Genomic DNA, 20,628 nt, shown 5'->3' with positions numbered 1-20,628 from the left:
CATATATCAGCAAAAGAACGCCCGCAGGATATCAGTATTCAGTTCATGTACCATATATCAGCAAACGCTGGCATGATATCAGTATCTGTGCACCATATATCAGTAATCGCTGGCGTGATATCAGTACTCATGCACTATATATCGGCATCCGCCGGCTAGATATCAGTACTGGTGCACCATATATCAGCAAACGCTGGCATGATATCAGTACTTATCACTATATATCAGCATGTCTGGCATGATATCAGTACTTATCACTATATATCAGCATGTCTGGCATGATATCAGTACTTATCACTATATATCAGCATGTCTGGCAGGATATCAGTACTTATCACTATATATCAGCATGTCTGGCATGATATCAGTACTCATCACTATATATCAGCATCGTCTGGCAAGATATCAGTACTCGTGTACATATATCAGCATCCGCTGGCAAGATATCAGTACTTATCACTATATATCAGCATATCTGGCAGGATATCAGTACTGGTGCACCATATATCAGCAAACGCTGGCAAGATATCAGTACTTATCACTATATATCAGCATGTCTGGCAGGATATCAGTACTTATCACTATATATCAGCATCCGCTGACAAGATATCAGTACTCGTGTACATATATCAGCATCCACCGGCAGGATATCAGGCAGAAAGTTACCCAGGCTCATCCCCCCCATAAACCACCCGCACCAACTGCTCACTCGATCTTCCCTTCGAATACCGATTCCATTCCTCCGAAAATTCCCGAACACCGCTCATGTCATAGGCCTCATTCTTAATCACTTCCACTAAATCGTCCATGTTACAGACAACGGGCCCGGGGACGAGTTCTTCGTAAACTTCCCAGAATCCACGCTCCTCGGCATACTCATCGATATCATAAGCGAAGAAAACCATTGGCTTGTTAAATAAAGAATACTCAAAAATGATGGAGGAATAATCGGAAATGAGTACGTCTGCTATGACAAGCAAATGGTTGATGTTATAGGTTGTGACGTCAATGGCGAAGTCGGGATGGTTGTTTTCAATATCGACCTTAACAGCTGGGTGCAAACTCAAAAACAACACATAGTCGTCATGAAAGTACTTGTACATTTTTTCGATGTCCATCTTCAATTCTTGAACGTGTAACTCCTGATCACGATAGGTAGGGGCGTAGAGAATGACCTTTTTCTCATCTATTATCGGAAAATACCTTCGTAATGACTGTGCGGCTTTTTCTAAATTCTCGTGATCAAAAAAGAAATCCGTCCGTGGTATGCCAGTTCGCAATAGTTGCTTCTCCTTTATTCCAAATCCTTCTTTAAAAATAGCGGCCATTTTATCTGACCCAATGACAACATAATCGAAGCGGGAATAAACGGCTTTAAATCTTCTAAAAGCACTAGGTGGGCGGTTTTCAATCGATAAGTCACGTAGTCCAAATTGTTTAATCGCACCAGCTGCATGCCAAAGCTGGACACATGTTACATTTTCTTTGAAATCCGTAACAGCTAAAAACCCAAAATAATTATCAACAATTACTTTTTCAGAAGTTGCTAAATGATAGATGGACTCCATCCAGTCGAGAAAATTTCCTATTTTAAAAGAAATAATCCTTCTATGTGGACGTTTTTTAAAAGTTATATTACAAGGGTGTACTTTTAAAATGACGATACGATGGTCGGTTGTTTTTTCCACTTCACGCATTGTATATAAAATATTTCGGCCAAAAGAAGCAACAAATGTGGTCTTTTGCTGCAAGGGGAATCGTTTAAAAAGGTTGAAAAAAAGGCGGAAGGTAAAAAGGTAAATGGCTACTGCAATTTCTCTCATTATTTCGCGTGGTGATTCAAGTCTGTTTTAATTTTTGTGGTGGAAATCCCAACAGTTCGAGGTAAATACACCACTTCACAATATTCTTTTAAAAAATCAAATTTACCTTCCCAATCATCGCCAATGACAAAAACATCCACATTGTATTTTTTTACATCGTCTATTTTCTGATCCCATGATTCCTCGGGGATGACAAGATCGACATAGCGAACAGCTTCCAGTATCATTTTTCGTTGCTCAAAACTGTAGTAGGCTTTTTTGTCCTTTATCAAATTAAATTCATCAGTGGAGATTCCAACAATTAAGTAGTCTCCATATTCTTTGGCACGTTTTAATAAGTTGATATGGCCATTATGAAGAAAATCAAACGTACCATAGGTGATTACTCTTTTCATAAAAAATCCTCCATTCCTTTTAAGTATTATTTAACAATATGATAAAATTATTTTGTGACTGAATTAACATAAAATTCATACGAAGTTAATCGTTCATTAACGGTTGCTTAACATTTATCCGATATAATGTATGTATCACCTAAATAATGGAGGGGTTTGGGAAATGAATATTCGAGGTATTGCTCATAGAGGTTATCCAGTGGAGTATCCGGAAAACACGATTTCATCATTTCGTGCAGCGATTGAAATGGGATTCACCCATATGGAGTTAGACGTGCATCTGACAAAAGACGGGGTTCCAGTTGTCATGCACGACGCGACGATTGATCGTATGACAGATGGGCATGGGGAAATACGTCAATATACATTCCAAGAATTACAAGCGTTTTGCATCAATGAAACAGAGGAGAAAATCCCATCTTTGGCTCAAGTTTTACAGCTTGCGAAAGGGAAAATTATTGTTTCCATTGAATTAAAGGATACGAGGCTATATAGAAGGATTGAGGAAAGAGTGGTGGAAGTGGTCAATCAGTTGGAAATGATGGACCAAGTTTACTTTATTTCGTTTAACCATCATTCCTTAAAAAAGCTTCGCAGCCTATCTCCAGAAGCACAGGTCGGCCCCTTAGTAAATCGGGTGAAACGTTCACATTTTAAATTAATGGAAAAAATAGATGCGAAATATCTAGCGGTGAGGTATGATGGATTAAAGGAAAAATATGTTAATAAATGTGAAGAACTTGGAATTCAGCTTGTGGTTTGGACAGTGAATACGAAAGAACAAATGATTCAAATAGAGAAATATCCTTCCATTTTAACGACGACAGATGAATTGCAAAGATATAAGGAGCATTTTTATCCTACCTTATCCATGAATTAAAAACTTACTCGTAACACAAAATAAAAGAAAACTTCCTATCTGTTCAGGAGGATTTAAAAATGTTATATATTGCGTTAATTGTTAGTTTCTTTAGCTCCATTATTATTACACCAATCGTAAAACGGTTCGCATTGAAAATTGGAGCTACGGATCAACCAAATGAAAGAAAAGTTCATACTTCCGTTATGCCACGATTAGGTGGTTTGGCGATATTTTTAAGTTTTATAATTGGAATTATTCTCTTTTATCCTAATCCTGGAGACTATTGGCCCATCTTAGTTGGTGGGACGATCATTATTCTTACTGGAATCTTGGATGATATTTTTACCATTTCGGCAAAATATAAGTTGCTCGGGCAAATCATCGCGGCACTAGTAACCGTATTAGGTGGAATTCAAATCGAGTTCGTTACCATCTGGCAGGACGAGCGAATTTACTTCGAATTCTTTGCAATCCCAATCACCATTATTTGGATTGTCGCAATAACAAATGCGATTAATCTAATTGATGGCTTAGATGGCTTGGCGGCTGGTGTATCATCGATTGCATTATTTACGATTTCAGTCATAGCGATTACAAGAGGAGATATCCTCATCGCATTTCTCGGACTCGTCATGCTCGGTAGTACAGTCGGATTTTTGGTATATAATTTCTACCCAGCGAAAATATTTATGGGTGATACTGGATCATTATTTTTAGGATATATGATCAGCGTCGTTTCGGTATTGGGTCTTTACAAAGAGGTTACCATCGTATCCTTAATCATTCCAATTATTATCTTGGGAATTCCAATTATGGATACAACGTTTGCCATCATTCGCCGTATCGTACAAGGAAGACCATTATCATCACCAGATAAATTTCATTTACACCATTGTATCATTCGCCTAGGATTCACCCACAGACAAACGGTTATTATGATTTATGCACTAAGTATTCTATTTAGTGTCATCGCAATTGTCCTAACGAGGTCCACATTATGGGGATCCATTTCTATATTAGTTTCATTATTAATTTTGGTGGAATTGATTGTGGAAATCACTGGGGTCATTAGTGATCAATATAGACCGATTTTAAATTTAATAGGATGGAAGAAGTAGACAAGTTGTCTTGGGGGAGGCAGCTTGTTTTTTGTTTTGTAGGGGAAGGTGAGTGCTGATAAAGTGTGGAGGATCGCTGATATGTCGTGCGTGAATGCTGAAAAAGCATGAGGGAATGCTGAAATATTGTGCCTAAGTGCTGATAAAGTAAGAAGGATACTGATATCGGTAACATGATTGCTGATAAAAAGTGATTGAGTGCCGATATCTTGTATTTGCTGAAATCGCGTATTGATTGCTGATAAAAAGTCAATGATTGCTAAAATCCCGTCCTCGACTACTGATAAAGAGTAAACAACTGCTGATATCTGCCCCGCGTGCTGAATAATGATATGGAATGCTTTTTACACATGACTGTTAATTTTTTTCACAACCAAGCAAGTTAATATTGGGATAACGAATCAAGGAAGGTTATGCTAAAGATTTGTCGAATTACTTTATAAACAAACAATTGGAGGAGTGAGACCTGATGGAGTTGGTGATTCTGAATATACCATTGATTTCGAAAAGTATCATCCGAATGGAACCATCGAAATATACATTGCTGTAAGATAAATGGTAATGACTGTCACTTATCGGCGCTTTTTCCAAACAAAAAAGGCGCTTATCTGTGCTTTTGAATAAAAAGGGGGGAAGTTATACATGAAACGAAAACGCATCTTTTTAGTAACTATTGGCGCGGTTGTTTTGTTATTTGTAGGTACGTTACTTTATGCCATTTTAAGAGATGACGATCCATATCGCTATTTTACTGGACTCGGAGAAGAAATTAGTGTAACGCCAGATGATTCGAAAATCGCTTTTTCTTACTATGTAGATGGTAAGGAATCCATTTATACGGCAAATCCTGATGGCACTCATGTTAAACAAATAACCAATTCAAATAACCAGCGGGATAGCCAACCAAAATACTCACCTGATGGTAAAAAGCTTGTTTATTTAAGTAAAGATGCGGAAGGGATTCAAACTCTAAGGATGGTCAACCAAGATGGAAGTGAAGGTAGGCCATTGACGGACAGCAAGTTTCACGTAACAGACGCTATTTTTTCACATGATGGGGAAACAATTTATTTCGTTGCAGTAGAAGCGGGAGAGGTTAAAAAAGGCGAAGAATCAAGAGAAGGATATGACTTGTATTCTATTGAGGTAGACGGGGAACATATGAAAAAATTGACGGATGCCGATCATTTTTCCATGGATTATCTCTTTCTTTCGCCTGATGGAGACACGATTTTTTATAGTGAATTTGACGGGAGCAAAGATCGGATTTATTCCTACTCATTCGAAGATGGAAAAGTAAATATTAGTCCGTCCATTCTTTCTGCGAAGATGATTAATACACAGTCCTTTTATGAACCAAAATTGTCACCGGACGGAAGGTATTTAGCGTTTACAGACGTTTCGCAGGAATCACAAGACAGTTCGCTTTTTAAGTATGATTTGTTTTTATTAAACTTGGATACGCAAAAAGTGGAGAGATTAACAGACTTGAAAAAAGCCGTAACATCTCCAACCTTTTTTCATAAGGAAAATAAAATCGCTTTTCTGGAAAACACTAATTGGTCAAATGCCCCAGCTGTGTATCGGTTAATGACCATTGATCCAACAACGCACAACATCGAAGCTGTTAACCTAGATGCACCTCAATCATCAGGTGACAATCGATTCATACAAATGTTTGATTGTTCGGTAAACACCTTAACTATTGCTATTCTGTATCTGTTACTGATGGGGATACTAAGTGTGTACCTTCATTATTATTGCTTGCGTAAAGCCTATCTGCCTTCCATCATTAGTTTTGCGATTGCCATACTAACATTTGCAGCAAGTTTTGTGGTGGCCAGAATGGTTGATCCTTGGTATGGAATTGGAATTATGATGTTGGCTGTAGGGATTTTTGGCTGTTCCGTGATAATTGTCTTGTTTGTGTTTATTTTTAAGCGGTTTGCGAAATAAAGGATAGTTGTGCATGGGAAAGGTTATAAGATACGTTATTTTAAATTGAAAATATATTATGTTTAATGTTTAAGTAGCACCCCCGATATTAGGAGGTGCTACTTTTATGTAAAGTATCCTTTACAGTCGGGTTTCCTTTACTTTATAATGATGGATAGAAGATGAATTGTATAACAAGATGAAATTACTTCAATAAGGAGGAGGGGGTTTCATGAAAATGAGTAGTAAGGCAGGGAGAAGGCTTTTCTTCATAAGTGGTTTTATATTTCTACTTTATAGTTTGCTTATCATTTTTTCCAGCATATCAACAGGAGATTTCTTTGTTGGACATGAGCTTGTTTTTTTAGGTACGGCTGTTATGTCCTTTTGTCTATCCTATCTCTATCCACAATTTAAAGAAGATGATGAGCGTTCAAAAAGAATACGAGAAAGAGGAGTGTTTTTTAGTTTCCTCTTTATTTTGGGTTATATGATTATTCTCATGCCACTCTTTCAATTGAAAATCATTGATCTAAACGGATATCAGACGGTTAGTTTGTTAGCAACACTAGCGATGATAACTGTATTTTCTTCATTTGTCGTTTTGTCAAAGCGCTACTAAGGTTACTTTGGTTTTGAAAAAATAGTCGATAATTGTAGAACGATTATTAAAGGAATCTCGTCCATTTTGTAGAAATTATTCATATAAGATTATTGCCTCGAAACACTAACGGAATCTACAAGGAAGGTGAATGATATGCCAAAAAGAAATTTTGTTGCAAGAAATCTATTAAAATGGATGCCAAATGACGAGCAAAGCATGTATGAAAGAAAACTTACTGATGTTATGAAACGTTTAAAGGTTCAAGATTTTCATTTCAATTGGGATCGTACTAGCTGCTATGTTGAATTTGATTACAATGAGAATTTTTACAAACTTGAACACTCTGTTGAAAAGGCTAAGAAAAAAGGAATTATGCTACGCAATGGATTGGATTGTTTGGTAGAGTTGACTCAATCCTTGGATGATTTATGCGGTATCATTGATAGGGGAATGTTAGATTTCGAAACATGGATATCCGGTATGAAACAGTCACCTTCAGAAACAACGGTACCTGAATTCCAGGAAGAATTTGAAATAAAGTATAAGACAGTGGGAAGACAAAATTATACGGAATATAATACAGAGGAATTGAATGAACCTATTTCTTTTGGAACGGAACCGTCACCGAACGAATTTGAACAAAGTCCAATTAACCGAAGAACATTAAGCAGGGCTAGATTTTAACGTCCAAGTGCGAGCAAATGAGAGTTCTTCTGATAAAAACTAAGTTTAAAGGATCCACTTTGATTATGTTTTATCAAAATGGATCCTTTTATGTATGGGCTTACAGAATGCTTTAGTACTTGTTGAGATGGGCTGTTAGAATAAATGTGCTCGAATTGTGAAGGGATTGATTTTATCCATGATATGTTCATCGTAAAATAATATAAAGTTTTTAGGTCCGTTGGGTTTTCCTTGGAATCGCCTTGTCCTTATGAGTGGCGAACAAAGCTTTCGTATCTGCGAATAACGGATTATTCATGGGGAGTAACGATTTAAACCAACAATTTTAAAATAAAAGAAGGATTTTACCATCTTTTGTCGTAATTAGTCATAGGATAATAATTTGAAAGGATTGATTAAAATTTGATTGAAGGTTCTCGTGGTAAAAAATTTGAATACTTAGCATTAAAGGCTTTAGAAAGTAGGATTCCCTCAAATCACCCGGTGAAAGAAAAGGTTTTGAAGGATTTTAAAATTAAACATGCTGAGGTTAAAGGCGAAAATGAGGTCAAGTATCAGTTACGTTTTTTAGATAATAAGAATTTCATTGTGCTCTATAACTTGAGATTAAAGGATGAGAATGGATATTTCCAAATGGATTTTCTAGTTATGACAAAGTCTTTTATCCTTAACGTTGATTCAAAGAATTGGCAAGGTACCTGCATATTTGGTGCGAATGGACAAGTTACCAGAAAATTGCCTGATGGTTCGAAAAAGGGGATCCTCAACCCAATCGATCAGGTGAAAATGCAAGTCCGCCGTCTGAGACGTTGGATGAATAACCACCATTTCCCCGACATTCCTATTAAATTCCTATCAGTAAGTAGCTTTCCAACTAATATTATTGAGCGGGAGACTGCGCAAGATCACATCCCTGATGAAGTTATTCATAGTAGCGATTTAATTTTTAGAATTGATAAATTAGAACAGATGTATAAAAAAGATATTTTAACTGAACACCAACTCCAGAAATTGTCTTACCTCCTTCAGAAATCCCACTGTCCAGCTGACCAAAACCTCTTTGAAAAATATGAATTATCCAGAAAAGATATATTAAAAGGTGTGTTTTGCCCAAAATGCAATGCTCTACCAATGATTAGGCATCAAAGAAAATGGTATTGCAAAAATTGTAAACACGTATCGACTGACGCCCACAGACTTGCATTAAATGATTATATCTTACTTTTCGGAGAGTGGATTACCAATAAACAAGCTCGGGACTTTCTATTAATCTCATCCGCTCAAGTAACAAAATATATGCTTGGTAAAGAGTGTGTGTCAACAGTTGGATCAACAAAGGGGAAGAAATATAAATTAAGATTGAAGTTATAGTAGTTTAATTTTATAAAGGGGGCCGGGGATAATGGAATATATTGTGCGGGTACTGCAACGATTAACGGATTGTCGACTGCGTTTATCGAATTTTTTCTCCATGAGGAGTAACGATTTAGCACGCCAGCCCTATAAGTAGTGGAACGAAACCTTTTTTTCCTCATTCGGCAACTCATTCGATACTCACACACAACAGAAAAATCTCAACGAATAACAAATTCCCGCCCAATAGTAACGGAATAATAGAAATGAATAACGAATTCCCACACGTGAGTAACGGAATAATAGAAACGAATAACAAATTCCCGCCCAATAGTAACGGAATAATAGAAATGAATAACGAATTCCCGCACGTGAGTAACGGAATAATAGAAACGAATAACGAATTCCCGCTCAAGAGTAACGGAATAATAGAAATGATTAACAGAATCGCAGCAAGAGAGAAAGATAACAAAGCACGTCATTCATCAAGATAATGAACGCCCCGAGTAATGAAGGAGGAAGAATCACTAATCGTCACTTACACTTATTAAGGTGATAAACAACCGAATTAAGGGGGAAGCTTTATTTGGTCACAGTAGTTTTATCCCACCTAAACGGGCAGTAACTCCTACCTCAAGCTTCTGGGGAAACAAAGAAGTTAGGTGGGAGATCAACTGCGATAAGTGCGACTAACCATCAGCGGGCGAAAAAGGAAAACCCCCACTGATGGAAGTCTTCTTTATATCTATCATTGATTTTTTACAATTAGACAATAAGCTTCCACTAATCCCCTTTGGATGCAACCCACTCAATCTGAAAGCTCATTCCTCCCTTAATATATGGAAGTATTGCTCTATCTTCTTTAATTACAAGGCCAATAACATTTACTTTATCGTCAGCAGGGAGGTTGCGTTTCGTGATTTGAATTTCGCCTTGATAGCGTCCATATTTTTCGTTATCTATGGTGATAGATCCTGCCTTTCTTGCTATTGTGTTTTCAGGTTTAACGGGGTAATCTCCAGTTAGTCCGTATTGTCTGGATTCAGTGGAGCGGATAACATCTCTTGCGGCATCTTGGCGATTGGTTTGTTTTGTTTGTAACTGGTCGTAGATATACTCATCGCCTCCAAAATACTCTGCTCGAAGCAAAACTATTCCTTCCTTATTTTTTGCAAATTGTTTCATAGATGCTTCACTAATGGATGGGTCACCGATTAAGATTTTATCTACCCACTTATTAGATTCGAATTCCAAAAAGGAAGAAAAGGTAGATTGTCTTCGCTGTTCTTCAATTGTTGGGAGTCCTTCGAATAGTGGGCCTCTTTTTTCGCCATCACCAGGGATGAATGCCATTACTTTAATACCCTCTGATTTTAGCCAACGATTTTTTTCATTAAAGTCTTCTAAAGCTAATCCAGTTTCTGGACGAGGGTAATAATTATGCCAAGCTTCTATGGATGTGAAATTTGCTCCATGGTTTCGCAATTGCTCGATGTCTTGTTGGGTAATGGTGCTTGCATTAAGGGCGATTGCCATTTGATTAGATAATTTAGCTATCGTTTCTACTGCTACGCCATAATCCACACGTAAACCAGTAATGCCAAAGTTTTTTAATTCGTGAGCATTTTCCCATGAAAACCTGAGATAGTTTAGAGACTTTGGGGAAATATCACAGATTAATTCCATGTTATATTTTATGGCAAGTTTACCCAATTCCAATAGTCTTTCCTTATACATATTGGGGTCGTCTTCTGGGATATGTAGGGAGGTAAAAATGCTACTGAACCCTAGTTGATTCATTTTTTTAATGTATGATTCTTGTTCTGTGATAGATTGGTTTGATAAATAAATGGAAATACCAAGCATTTCTATAACACACCTTTCCGTTTTACTAAAGAAAAAGGAGGAAAACTACCTTCCTCCTTTTTAAATATTAATCCAAGTTATCCGCCATCTCTTCTTTAAATCCAAAGAAATAAGTGATGATAAATCCTGCTGTATACGTGATGAGTAAGCCAAGGAAATAGAGTATATACTTATTGTCAGCAATTAATGGAATAAGTGGGATACCAGAGACTCCGATTCCAGTAGCTGCTGTTTTCATAACTGCTTGGAAGGCCCCACCTACTGCTGCACCAAGACATGCTGTGATAAAAGGTCGGCCCAGTGGTAAGGTAACACCATAGATTAATGGTTCGCCAATTCCAAGGAATCCTGTTGGAAGACCACCTTTAATAACATTACGTAGACGTTTGTTTTTCGTTTTTACATAAATCGCAATTGCTGCTCCAACTTGGCTCGCTCCAGCCATTGCAAGGATTGGTAGTAATGCGGTAGAGTTAAAGGTGTTGATTAACTCCATATGGATTGGCGTCAACCCATGGTGTAGACCGAGCATTACTAATGGTAGGAAGAAACCTGCAAGTAAGGCACCAGCTATAGCACTTCCGATTGCACCACCTAAGCTTAACACCGCATTAATTCCAGACGTGATTCCAGTAGATAAGACACCAGCGACTGGTTGTACCACAACTAAAGTTAATAGACCGACAACTAAAATCGTTAGTAATGGAGTAAAAATAATATCAACTGCATTTGGGATAATTTTTCTGAATTGCTTTTCAAAAAATACCATGAGCCAAGCGGCAAACATCGCACCAATTAATCCACCGTAACCAGGTGTTAAATTATTTCCAAAGAGAGTAATGTCTGCAAGCGCTGGGTTCATGGTGATGATACCTGCGATAGCACCTAATACTGGGGTGCCTCCAAATTCCTTTGCTGTATTCCAAGCAACAACAATCGCTAAATAGGCAAAAATACTGCCGCCGAGAACCGTTAGAAGTTGCATCCATGTTAATGTGTCATCAACACCGGAGTTTTTCAAAAATCCTACCGTACCGTTGATGATTCCAGAACCAACAATACCAGGAATAAGTGGTATGAAAATGCTTCCAATTTTACGTAGCAAATTTTTCATTGGTGTGTTATTTTTCTTCTTAATTCCTGCTTTTGTCATTTCGGCAATATTATCTTCATTGACATCAAGTGCTTCTCCCATTTTTATTCCCGTAATGCTCGTAATGTGGTTAGAAACTTTGTTGACGGTACCAGGGCCAACAACGATTTGTAAGGTGTCATCCTCAACGACACCCATGACACCATTTGTTTGTTTCAATTGTTTGATGTCTGCTTTTTCATATTCTTTTAAATTAATTCGTACACGAGTCATGCAGTGGGTAAAGGAACGAATATTTTCGGCCCCACCAACATGTTCAAGTATCTCTCTTGCTAATTTCTCCTCCTTTTTCATTCTGACTCCCTCCTCATTAGCTATTTCGTATTTCGAATAAAGCCTTTTGACTCTTCTAATTTCTTAACCGCTTGATCAAATGTACAATTTAATAAAATCATGACAATGGCAGCTTTAACGTTATAATTTGCTTTTTTCAAGTAATCTGCTGCTGTTACATAATCAGCATTGGTTGCTTCCATAATAATGTGTTTGGATCGTTCGATTAGCTTCTTGTTTGTTGGTTGGACATCAACCATTAAGTTTTGATAAACCTTTCCAATCCCAATCATCGCTGTTGTCGTAATCATGTTTAGGACAAGCTTTTGCGATGTGCCAGCTTTTAATCGAGTAGATCCTGTGATGATTTCTGGGCCTGTGACCACTTCAATTTTTACATTAGCAATTTTTCCAATTTCAGAGTCTTTATTGTTACTAATGCTGACCGTTTTTGCACCAATTTCATTTGCGTATTGTAAGCCACCAATGACATAAGGCGTTCTCCCGCTTGCTGCTATTCCAATTACGGTATCTTTCTCTGTTAATGAAATGGCTTTTAGGTCATCACCTCCTAAAGTATTATTATCTTCGGCACCTTCAATCGCCTCTGTAATGGCCTTCGATCCTCCCGCTATGAGGCCCTGAACGAGGTCGTGCGATACTCCAAAGGTTGGGGGACATTCTGAAGCATCTAGGATTCCTAAACGTCCACTTGTTCCAGCACCAATATATATTAATCTACCACCTTGCTTAAAAGACTCGATAGCAAAATTGACAGCCCTTTCAATTTGAGGAATTTCTTTAGCTATCGCTGTTGGAACTTTACTATCTTCTTGATTCATTATCTCTAAAATTTCTCTGATAGGTTTTATATCTATATCTATGCTATGCGGGTTTCTTAATTCTGTTGTTAATTTGTTTAGCATTTTCTCACCCTTTCTTCTTACACTTTTATTTTACAAATTATGAAATATAAAGTCAATATAACATTAATAAACTATGAAATTTTATTTCACTATAGTTATAGGGAAAGAAAGTATCAGGCTAGGATTCGAGGGAAAGCCCCCAAATGTTAAGCTGTGATTACCTTCTTAGTCGAATTACTTCATTTCGTGCCTCATGGTAGCGGGAGAGGACATTTTCACCTTTTTTATTTAAGACGCTAAGGTACAATGCGTCAATAATGGTTAGTTGTGTCATTCTTGAAGGGATACTTCCAATTCGATAATCTTGTTCAACGACTGGTGTACAAAGTCGGATATCCGCTTCTTTATACAGTGGGGACTTATCAAGATTGGTAATTGCAATCACAGTTGCTCCTTCTTTTTGAGCAAATCGGGATAGTTCCAAAACATCTTTTGTTTTTCCTGACATACTAATCGCGATGACAACATCATTTTTATTTAAATAGGGAATAGATGACAGTAAAAAGTGAAAGTCTTGATGGGCTGTACTGGGATATCCGAGTTTCGTAAATTTATAAAACCCATCCAATGCCGCTGTTGCTGATCCACCGACCCCATAGAAAACAAGTTTATCCGCATGAAGAATCTTATCCACTGCTTTTTCAAATTCTTTTCGTTCTAATGAGGTAGTGATTGCTTCAATGGCAGATTTATTGACAAAGGAAACTTGTTGAAAAATATCATAGGGTTCGCTCTTTTTTTGCAGAAAATTAAAATCAGTAAGGTTAAAATCTTCCTTTGCCAACTCTTTGGCAAGTTCTAATTTGAATGTTTTAAAACTCTCTATTCCAATGGATTTACAAAAGCGAACAACACTTGATTCGCTTGTTCCGGCTTTCCTAGAAAGGTCCTTCGTCGTCATATTAGGAATAAGTTTTGGATTTTCCAACACATAAATACCCATCTTCTTTTCCGCTTCTGATAAAGTATGGAGATTTTCTTTAATTCTTGTAAGTATAGAACTCATAATCATTTTTCCTCTCTTAGTGGGGGATTCTTTTGTTTTCATTATACAGGGAATTCGGTTTGGTGTGGTAGACGATGATTAAAAGAAGAAGGGTTTGTGATATTTTGTTTGAGGGTTTAAAAAAACTGGGTGAAGAAAAGGTGGTTATTTCATTAAATTGCTTTGCACTGATAAAAGTCAATTGCCAACTGATAACCGGTGACTGATTACTGATAAAAGTTGAGTGGCTACTGATAACCGGTGACTGATCTTTACTGATAAAAGTTGACTGGCTACTGATAACCGGTACCTGATTGCCGATAAAAGTCAATTGCCAACTGATAACCGGTGACTGATAGCTGATGAAAGTCAACTGGCTGCTGATATCCAGCACCTGAATGCTGATAAAAAGTGACTGGCTGCTGATATCCAGCACCTGCTTGCCGATAAAAGTCAATTGCCTGCTGATATTTGGAGCCTGCTTGCCGATAAAAGTCAATTGCCTACTGATATCTGGTAGCTGCTCGCCGATAAAAGTCAACTGCCTGCTGATATTTGGAGCCTGCTTGCTGATAAAAGTCAACTGCCTACTGATATTTAGTACCTGCTTGCCGATAAAAGTCAATTGCCTACTGATATCTGCTTCCTGATCGCCGAAAAAAGTCACATGCCTCCTGATAAAGAGGCCCTGAATCCTGATATCCCACGCACCAATCCCGATAACCTGCTCCATACATTCAATATCCCACTTCAATCAACACTCCACACCCCAACAAAAAAACGAGCACACTTCTATGCTCGTTTCCTTCTCAACATCTCCAACGCATACATCGGCGTATGCAGCGCCTGCTTCTGATAAGGCTCTACAAACTTCCTTAATTCCGCGCCTTTATTTTCTCTGTCTTCCAATATAGAATCTGCTACCGTAAACAATGCTTCTCCATCCCAATCGTCTATTTCTGTGTTGCCAATGACTGGTTGTTTACAGATCTCGGCAAAGGCATCAATCTTTGGGTCGTAGGAAAGGGCGATGAATGGGGTGTATGTGATTGCTGAGAAAATAAGGGAGTGTAGTCTCATGCCGATGAGTAAATCGGCTTTTCCAATGATGGCTATTTTCTCTTCAACTTCACAATCACATGGGAAAATCTCGCTCGCTTCTTGCATTAAATCGGCTACGTCCATGGATGCTTTTTCATCATGTTTTCCGTGCATGGGGACAAACACTATTGAATAGCCTTTTCCGGCAAGCTTATCCAATGCCTCTGCGATATACTTTTTAAACGCTATTTGGCTTGGCCAATCGCGAACAGAAACAGCTAAAATAGGGCCATTACTGCTTCCTTGCCAGTCGCATGAAAAAGTATTGCTGTTCAAGCCTAGCACTGGATCGGGCACAATCGTGGAGTCCTTGCTTACGCCAAGTTCATCTAATAGCCTTTGTGAATCCCAATCTCGTACCGTAATATGCTCGACTTTATTTAATGTATGTTTCACAATCCATTTGCTTAATTTACTAGAAATCGGGCCCATCCCTTGTGCATAGATGAAGACAGGCTTTTTATAAAATGTTGCAAGTTGGATGATCCCGCTATAATACGGAATAGACTTCAATCCAGTTTTATCTTGTAAAAGACTGCCGCCACCACTAATGAGGCCATCTGCTTTTTTCATGACGGCTGAAATTTCCCCGAGGTGATGCCTGTCAACGGAGTCTACTCCATACATTTTTTTCGTATATGACGGGTTGTTGGACAGAACGGTAATGTCGATATCCGCTTGAATCCCGCGCAATCCTTGTATAATCGAATATAAAATCGCTTCGTCACCACAGTTATCAAATCCATAATATCCTGATAAAACAACATGCATTCGGGTCACCTCGCTTTTGCCAATTTAGATGATAAATAGGTATAGCATTTTTTAATAATAAAAATCAACAACAAACCAATCAAATATCCAATGACGATGCTATAAAACGTACGTAGCAATGAGATATATAACGGAATGTGAAAATGTGTAAAGGTGTTTACGATGGATAAAGATCCAATCGTTCCTGGGATGAGTAACAGGTTTCCGAGTAATTTATTTTTCGGTCTTACATACAACGCAACGATAAATAAAGGAAATCCGATTAAAAACTCTTTTGTCCGAGGGCGTACATAGAGCCACTCCTCCAGTTTATGACGAAGCAAAAGTTCCATGTCACTTGCTGTACCCGCATTTCCAGTTCGGCTAACATAATACAACCCAATGGCTGCAAGACCTAAGAATACTAGCAAATGCCAATATTTCACTTCGGCATTCAATAGACGCGGGCCATTTTCGCGTAAAATTCTAAATGCCATTTGCCAAAATAAATAAACACCGACAAAAGCGATAGGGAGGACGTAAACTAATTTCACCCCTCTAAATATTTCCATCCCAGTGATAAAGGCATTTCCGTTTAACAATCCAAGCACAATTATAATTCCTACAAAGCTAATCGCAATCGCCTTTATATATTGAATTGTTACATCACGAAGCCGACCAACGCCCATATCCAAAGAAGCTAAAATAGCATAAATCGGTGTAACGATAGCAATGATTAAGGCAAAACCTTGTAAAATCACAAGTCGATCCAAAACAATGTACAGAAGGGCTAATAAGGTCATACCAAGTCCTGCTATAATCGATAAACTACGCCACTTCCATATTCTCGCTGCGGCTAAATACGTAAAAACTATTCCAGCTAGGAGTACAACTAGTGTATTCCACAGTAAAACAGGAATCGTCTCATAAGGTTGAGCGGTCCCTAATTGAAATCCACCAGGCATCATGTGCTGAATCTCAGTCAAAAATTCCTCCGCATATTCCAAACTTTCTTCCGGATCCCCATACGTTAAGTGGAAAAAGAGGGAGCGGATATTCCGTTCCTTCACAGCACGGACAACTTGATTCGCACTTTCATCCAAGGTTTTTTGATTTAAATCAATACTATGCAAACGAATGATGTCATAGTCTGTGTTTCGTGCTAATGTTTGAAAACCATGTTGTTTGGCAAATTCAATCATGTAAAAGCTAGAACCAGCCTCATGTAACTGCCGGATCCAGTTATTCATTTTCTCTAATTCAGGAAAACCAATGACCTCTTCGCCATGAAACAGAATATTCGTATCCCCATTATGAACTTCAAGCACTCGATCCATCGCTTCCTGGTCAAAATCCACAGCATTGTCCATACGCAGAACATAATCTAATCCATGCTCCGTAATCTCATGAATAACTGATTCATCATAGCCAAGGAACGTGTTCAACCCTTTACCCGAATCCTTTGGTAAAAAGTAAAATTCTTCACCGGCAATGGTCCGTATTTCTGGGTTGATTTCATCCAATATGACTTGTTCATAGTATTGCCCATCTGGAATAGTGATATAATATCCAGGTACTTCTGAAATTTGCTCATCCACCATGGAAAAGCGCAACATTTCCATTAGCATTTTATCTGTATAGATCGAAAGGATGCCCTGATTGTCAAGTTCAACTAATGTCATCGGATTTAAGCTCACTGATGTTAATCCTGCATCTTTTAATCGGGAAAAAATTTCATCCACTGTAAAAGTAGAATCATTTGTTAATGTATTCAATTCCTCATACGGAACGACCATTTCATATTGGTTGTTTGTTGTTTCCACATTCCAACGCTGGTACAGGCCAACCGACGAGATTAGAAGCAAAATAACGAGTACGCCCCAAACCCACTTTTGTTTCATCATGTTATTCTTCCTCTCTAGTTCATTAATTAGAGGTACAGATATCAGTGCTCATCCCTTGGAAATCAGCACTCGGCCCTCGGATATCAGCATACACTCCTCGGATATCGGCACACATTCCTTAGAAATCAGCACATACCCCCCGGATATCGGCGCACACTCCTTAGAAATCAGCACACTCCCCGGATATCGGCGCACACTCCTTAGAAATCAGCACACACTCCCCGGATATCGGCACACACCCCTTAGAAATCAGCACACACTCCCCGGATATCGGCGCACATTCCTCAGATATCAGTACTCACCACGGAAATCAGCACCCGGTCCTCGGAAATCAGCACAGACTGCTTGGAAATCAGCACACACCCCTCGGATATCGGCATCCATCCTCAGATATCGGCACACACTCTCCTCGGAAATCAGTACTCATCCTCAGATATCAGCACCCGATCCCCGGAAATCAGCACCCACCCCAGATTTTTAGAGGAAGTTCAAAAAGTCTGGCGAAACTTTTTCATCCTCCTTTTTGAACATGTTTCTTCACATTTTCTCTATCAATCACGTTCCAAACGAATAACATTCCAAAATAAATAACTGCCCCGACAAGGATTGCTCCCATCACATATAAAACAGCCTGCAACCTCGACCATTCTGCAACTTGGAAAAATAAAGTAGGTGCCCCAATGATAATCGCCATCGAGAGGGATGCAACGATCATTTTTGCGATTTTCCAACCGTTCCAAAATGAAAAAGGTATATTCCGGTAAATAAATATCATGTTCACGATAAATAAAAAAATGTAGACAACTAACGTAGAAATCGCCGCACCATTTAACCCAAAAAGATGAACTAAAAAGATATTCGAAAAAGTTTTGACGACAATTCCAATCAAAATAATATATGCTGCTTGATTTGCTAAGTTCATTCCTTGTAAAATTCCTGTACCCAATACGGTTAAAGAAGTAAAAACAGAGCTGAAGCCAATAATGGCAAGCATCGTGCTTCCTTCTAAGTCGGAAAACAATCCTACATTCATTGGTAACGTTAAAGCTAACAGGCCAAAAGCAGCAGGCCATGCAATGAGATTTGCCATATAAAAAGCTTTCTCGATGGTCGTACGCATCCCATTTCGATCATGATTTACTAACTTTTCCGTTAGTAAAGGAATTAACGGAAGCACAATCGAAGTGGCAAATACAGTAGCAATCTGCACAAGTGCTAATCCACGACCATAGATACCATATAAATAATGAATATCACTTGCTCCATCTACACCTATCGAACGTAATCCAAATGGAATGGTAAGGGAATCGATAAAATTCACTAAAGCCATTGTGATGGAACCAATTGCAATGGGTATGGATACTTTTAAAATTTTTTTCCCAACATGTGAGAAGGTTGCAAAGGAATAAGACGAATTCGATACCGGCTTCAAAGGTGATCGGGCGAATTTTACTCTTAAAAAGAGGAAAGATGCCAATGCCCCAGCGACAGAACCAATCATAATATACCCGGCAACTTTTTCATTGGAAAGTCCTCGCGAAACAAGAACATAGGCAAGAACAAGAATGAGTCCAACACGTATAAATTGTTCAATCACTTGCGAAATGGCGGTTGGCCCCATATCCCCAAAGCCTTGGAAAAATCCGCGGTAAACCGCCATGTATGGTGCGATTAGTAAGGTTGTAGCTACGATGATGAGTGAAAGTCGTGATGTAGGTCCTCCCAATGCATAAGCGATAGGGGAGGAGAAAACGTAGATGAAGGTAAAGCTGACAACGCCGAAAGAAAGGGCTAAAATACTTGCCGTCACATAAATCGGACGAATATTAGCGTTTGGATCGAGCGCTCTCTCTTCGGCAATCAATTTCGAGATGGCGGTCGGGATTCCCGCAACCGATAAAATCAGTGCTACCATATAAACGGGATAAACTAAGCTGAAAATACCAAGCACTTCATCTCCAGCAATATTTTGTAAAGGGATGCGAAAGATGCTTCCTAATATTTTGGAAAGAAGGGAAGCAACGGTTAACATAATCGTCCCTTTGATGAGTGTGGAGCGGCTCATAGTGATTTTCCTTTATCTTTCCAAATTTGAAAAGCAAATCGTGGTAGTGCGAGCATACGTCTCCAGCGGCTTGGTTGTTTGATTAAACGGTACAGCCATTCGATATTTAGTTTTTGCCAAATCATCGGAGCACGTTTCACCGTTCCTGCAATCACATCAAACGATCCACCAACACCAATGAATACGCCTCGGTCAAACTGTGCGATATTCTCGGATATCCATTTTTCCTGGCGCGGCACCCCTAATGCAACAAACGTAATGTCCGGCTTAGCAGTAGAAATTTGTTCGGCAATATCATTATCTTCCCAATCAAAATAGCCATCATTCGAGCCAACTATTTGGATATAGGGATAATTTTTTTCTATCGTTTTGATCGTTTTATGTAATGTATCTGGATGCGCACCTAGTAAGAAAATTTTATAACCCTTTTCATTTGCAACGTCTAGTAACTGCATCATCGTGTCATAGCCGGTAACCCGTTCTGGTAAGGGATTCCCTAACATTTTTGCAGCTTTCACAATGCCGATTCCATCTGCCGTAACATAAGTCGCTTGCTGAATATAGTTCATAAATTCCGGCTCCTCATTCGCCTTCATCACAATTTCCGGATTTGCTGTAATCACAAATGTTTTTTCATGTTGAATTATTCGTTCTTCCAAAAGGGAAACAAAATCCCTCTGATTTATATCTATAAACGGAACTCCCATAATAGTTATGTGTTTCATCATTTGTAACGCTTCTCCTTTATAAGCTTAAGGATAAGTATGGAGAGGGAGGGGGAACATGTTTCTGTTGTTAAATACACAGTATCTCCAGTTCCCTCGCCAATTA

General features: G+C 38.5%; 17 protein-coding genes. 6 read left to right on the top strand and 11 right to left on the bottom strand.

From position 1 onward, the window contains the following. Positions 1-662 precede the first annotated feature (662 nt). Both MHI02_RS17280 and tagD read right to left on the bottom strand, forming a co-directional pair. Positions 663-1,751, bottom strand: a complete 1,089-nt coding sequence (locus tag MHI02_RS17280; RefSeq protein WP_341166167.1) for a CDP-glycerol glycerophosphotransferase family protein — start codon at positions 1,749-1,751, stop codon at positions 663-665. A gap of 71 nt (positions 1,752-1,822) precedes the next feature. Continuing rightward, on the bottom strand, positions 1,823-2,218 hold the full coding sequence (gene tagD, locus MHI02_RS17275) for a glycerol-3-phosphate cytidylyltransferase (protein WP_145523375.1): 396 nt from the start codon (positions 2,216-2,218) through the stop codon (positions 1,823-1,825). A 163-nt stretch (positions 2,219-2,381) separates the two neighbouring features. On the opposite strand from tagD, the gene MHI02_RS17270 reads away from it, so the two are divergent. The 6 genes from MHI02_RS17270 to MHI02_RS17245 all read left to right on the top strand — a co-directional run bounded on the left by MHI02_RS17270 (position 2,382) and on the right by MHI02_RS17245 (position 8,792). After that, positions 2,382-3,098 carry a glycerophosphodiester phosphodiesterase gene (locus tag MHI02_RS17270; protein WP_216883555.1) on the top strand — a complete coding sequence of 239 codons (717 nt, stop codon included), beginning with the start codon at positions 2,382-2,384 and terminating at the stop codon, positions 3,096-3,098. A gap of 59 nt (positions 3,099-3,157) precedes the next feature. Beyond that, complete coding sequence (locus MHI02_RS17265) at positions 3,158-4,198, top strand: glycosyltransferase family 4 protein (protein ID WP_047183963.1); 1,041 nt, start codon at positions 3,158-3,160, stop codon at positions 4,196-4,198. A 642-nt stretch (positions 4,199-4,840) separates the two neighbouring features. Then, entirely contained in the window at positions 4,841-6,154 is a 1,314-nt protein-coding gene (locus MHI02_RS17260; protein WP_047185827.1) for a TolB family protein, read from the top strand. A gap of 211 nt (positions 6,155-6,365) precedes the next feature. Then, positions 6,366-6,755, top strand: a complete 390-nt coding sequence (locus MHI02_RS17255; protein ID WP_052771759.1) for a hypothetical protein — start codon at positions 6,366-6,368, stop codon at positions 6,753-6,755. 135 nt (positions 6,756-6,890) lie between these two features. Further along, on the top strand, positions 6,891-7,421 hold the full coding sequence (locus MHI02_RS17250) for a hypothetical protein (protein ID WP_052771758.1): 531 nt from the start codon (positions 6,891-6,893) through the stop codon (positions 7,419-7,421). A gap of 402 nt (positions 7,422-7,823) precedes the next feature. After that, positions 7,824-8,792, top strand: coding sequence for a nuclease-related domain-containing protein (locus tag MHI02_RS17245; RefSeq protein ID WP_047185826.1), 969 nt, complete (start codon positions 7,824-7,826; stop codon positions 8,790-8,792). A 765-nt stretch (positions 8,793-9,557) separates the two neighbouring features. Here MHI02_RS17245 and MHI02_RS17240 read toward each other — a convergent pair. The 9 genes from MHI02_RS17240 to MHI02_RS17200 all read right to left on the bottom strand — a co-directional run bounded on the left by MHI02_RS17240 (position 9,558) and on the right by MHI02_RS17200 (position 20,522). Further along, on the bottom strand, positions 9,558-10,640 hold the full coding sequence (locus tag MHI02_RS17240) for a DUF871 domain-containing protein (RefSeq protein ID WP_341166166.1): 1,083 nt from the start codon (positions 10,638-10,640) through the stop codon (positions 9,558-9,560). 67 nt (positions 10,641-10,707) lie between these two features. After that, positions 10,708-12,087 (bottom strand): PTS transporter subunit EIIC, encoded by a 1,380-nt coding sequence (locus tag MHI02_RS17235; RefSeq protein ID WP_145523364.1) that lies wholly within the window; start codon positions 12,085-12,087, stop codon positions 10,708-10,710. A gap of 20 nt (positions 12,088-12,107) precedes the next feature. Next, complete coding sequence (gene murQ / locus MHI02_RS17230; RefSeq protein ID WP_047185822.1) at positions 12,108-12,992, bottom strand: N-acetylmuramic acid 6-phosphate etherase; 885 nt, start codon at positions 12,990-12,992, stop codon at positions 12,108-12,110. A gap of 157 nt (positions 12,993-13,149) precedes the next feature. After that, positions 13,150-13,998 carry a MurR/RpiR family transcriptional regulator gene (locus tag MHI02_RS17225; protein WP_341166165.1) on the bottom strand — a complete coding sequence of 283 codons (849 nt, stop codon included), beginning with the start codon at positions 13,996-13,998 and terminating at the stop codon, positions 13,150-13,152. 16 nt (positions 13,999-14,014) lie between these two features. Next, the gene (locus tag MHI02_RS17220) at positions 14,015-14,731 is read right to left on the bottom strand and encodes a hypothetical protein (RefSeq protein ID WP_341166164.1); all 717 of its coding nucleotides are present in this window, start codon (positions 14,729-14,731) and stop codon (positions 14,015-14,017) included. Positions 14,732-14,769: 38 nt separating this feature from the next. After that, the gene (gene csaB, locus MHI02_RS17215) at positions 14,770-15,849 is read right to left on the bottom strand and encodes a polysaccharide pyruvyl transferase CsaB (RefSeq protein ID WP_341166187.1); all 1,080 of its coding nucleotides are present in this window, start codon (positions 15,847-15,849) and stop codon (positions 14,770-14,772) included. A 5-nt stretch (positions 15,850-15,854) separates the two neighbouring features. Then, positions 15,855-17,732, bottom strand: a complete 1,878-nt coding sequence (locus MHI02_RS17210) for a DUF5693 family protein (protein ID WP_341166163.1) — start codon at positions 17,730-17,732, stop codon at positions 15,855-15,857. 511 nt (positions 17,733-18,243) lie between these two features. Next, on the bottom strand, positions 18,244-19,797 hold the full coding sequence (locus MHI02_RS17205) for a putative polysaccharide biosynthesis protein (RefSeq protein ID WP_341166162.1): 1,554 nt from the start codon (positions 19,795-19,797) through the stop codon (positions 18,244-18,246). Further along, a complete protein-coding gene (locus tag MHI02_RS17200; RefSeq protein WP_257456220.1) occupies positions 19,794-20,522 on the bottom strand; it encodes a WecB/TagA/CpsF family glycosyltransferase in 729 nt (242 codons plus the stop codon). The genes MHI02_RS17205 and MHI02_RS17200 overlap by 4 nt, the downstream gene beginning before the upstream one ends. Positions 20,523-20,628 lie beyond the last annotated feature (106 nt).

Origin of the sequence: Oceanobacillus sp. FSL K6-0118 (genome assembly GCF_038006665.1) — a bacterium.
GTDB classification, from domain to species: Bacteria; Bacillota; Bacilli; order Bacillales; family Amphibacillaceae; genus Oceanobacillus; species Oceanobacillus caeni.
This window is presented reverse-complemented; position numbering and strand designations above follow the sequence as displayed.

Excerpts from the sequence above, each read along its gene's own strand:
- MHI02_RS17200 (WP_257456220.1), bottom strand. The coding sequence starts at position 20,522 with ATGAAACACATAACTATTATGGGAGTTCCGTTTATAGATATAAATCAG.
- MHI02_RS17260 (WP_047185827.1), top strand. The coding sequence starts at position 4,841 with ATGAAACGAAAACGCATCTTTTTAGTAACTATTGGCGCGGTTGTTTTG.
- MHI02_RS17250 (WP_052771758.1), top strand. The coding sequence starts at position 6,891 with ATGCCAAAAAGAAATTTTGTTGCAAGAAATCTATTAAAATGGATGCCA.
- MHI02_RS17225 (WP_341166165.1), bottom strand. The coding sequence starts at position 13,998 with ATGAGTTCTATACTTACAAGAATTAAAGAAAATCTCCATACTTTATCA.
- MHI02_RS17265 (WP_047183963.1), top strand. The coding sequence starts at position 3,158 with ATGTTATATATTGCGTTAATTGTTAGTTTCTTTAGCTCCATTATTATT.
- MHI02_RS17240 (WP_341166166.1), bottom strand. The coding sequence starts at position 10,640 with ATGCTTGGTATTTCCATTTATTTATCAAACCAATCTATCACAGAACAA.
- tagD (WP_145523375.1), bottom strand. The coding sequence starts at position 2,218 with ATGAAAAGAGTAATCACCTATGGTACGTTTGATTTTCTTCATAATGGC.
- MHI02_RS17270 (WP_216883555.1), top strand. The coding sequence starts at position 2,382 with ATGAATATTCGAGGTATTGCTCATAGAGGTTATCCAGTGGAGTATCCG.
- MHI02_RS17235 (WP_145523364.1), bottom strand. The coding sequence starts at position 12,087 with ATGAAAAAGGAGGAGAAATTAGCAAGAGAGATACTTGAACATGTTGGT.
- MHI02_RS17205 (WP_341166162.1), bottom strand. The coding sequence starts at position 19,797 with ATGAGCCGCTCCACACTCATCAAAGGGACGATTATGTTAACCGTTGCT.
- MHI02_RS17255 (WP_052771759.1), top strand. The coding sequence starts at position 6,366 with ATGAAAATGAGTAGTAAGGCAGGGAGAAGGCTTTTCTTCATAAGTGGT.
- csaB (WP_341166187.1), bottom strand. The coding sequence starts at position 15,849 with ATGCATGTTGTTTTATCAGGATATTATGGATTTGATAACTGTGGTGAC.
- MHI02_RS17210 (WP_341166163.1), bottom strand. The coding sequence starts at position 17,732 with ATGATGAAACAAAAGTGGGTTTGGGGCGTACTCGTTATTTTGCTTCTA.
- murQ (WP_047185822.1), bottom strand. The coding sequence starts at position 12,992 with ATGCTAAACAAATTAACAACAGAATTAAGAAACCCGCATAGCATAGAT.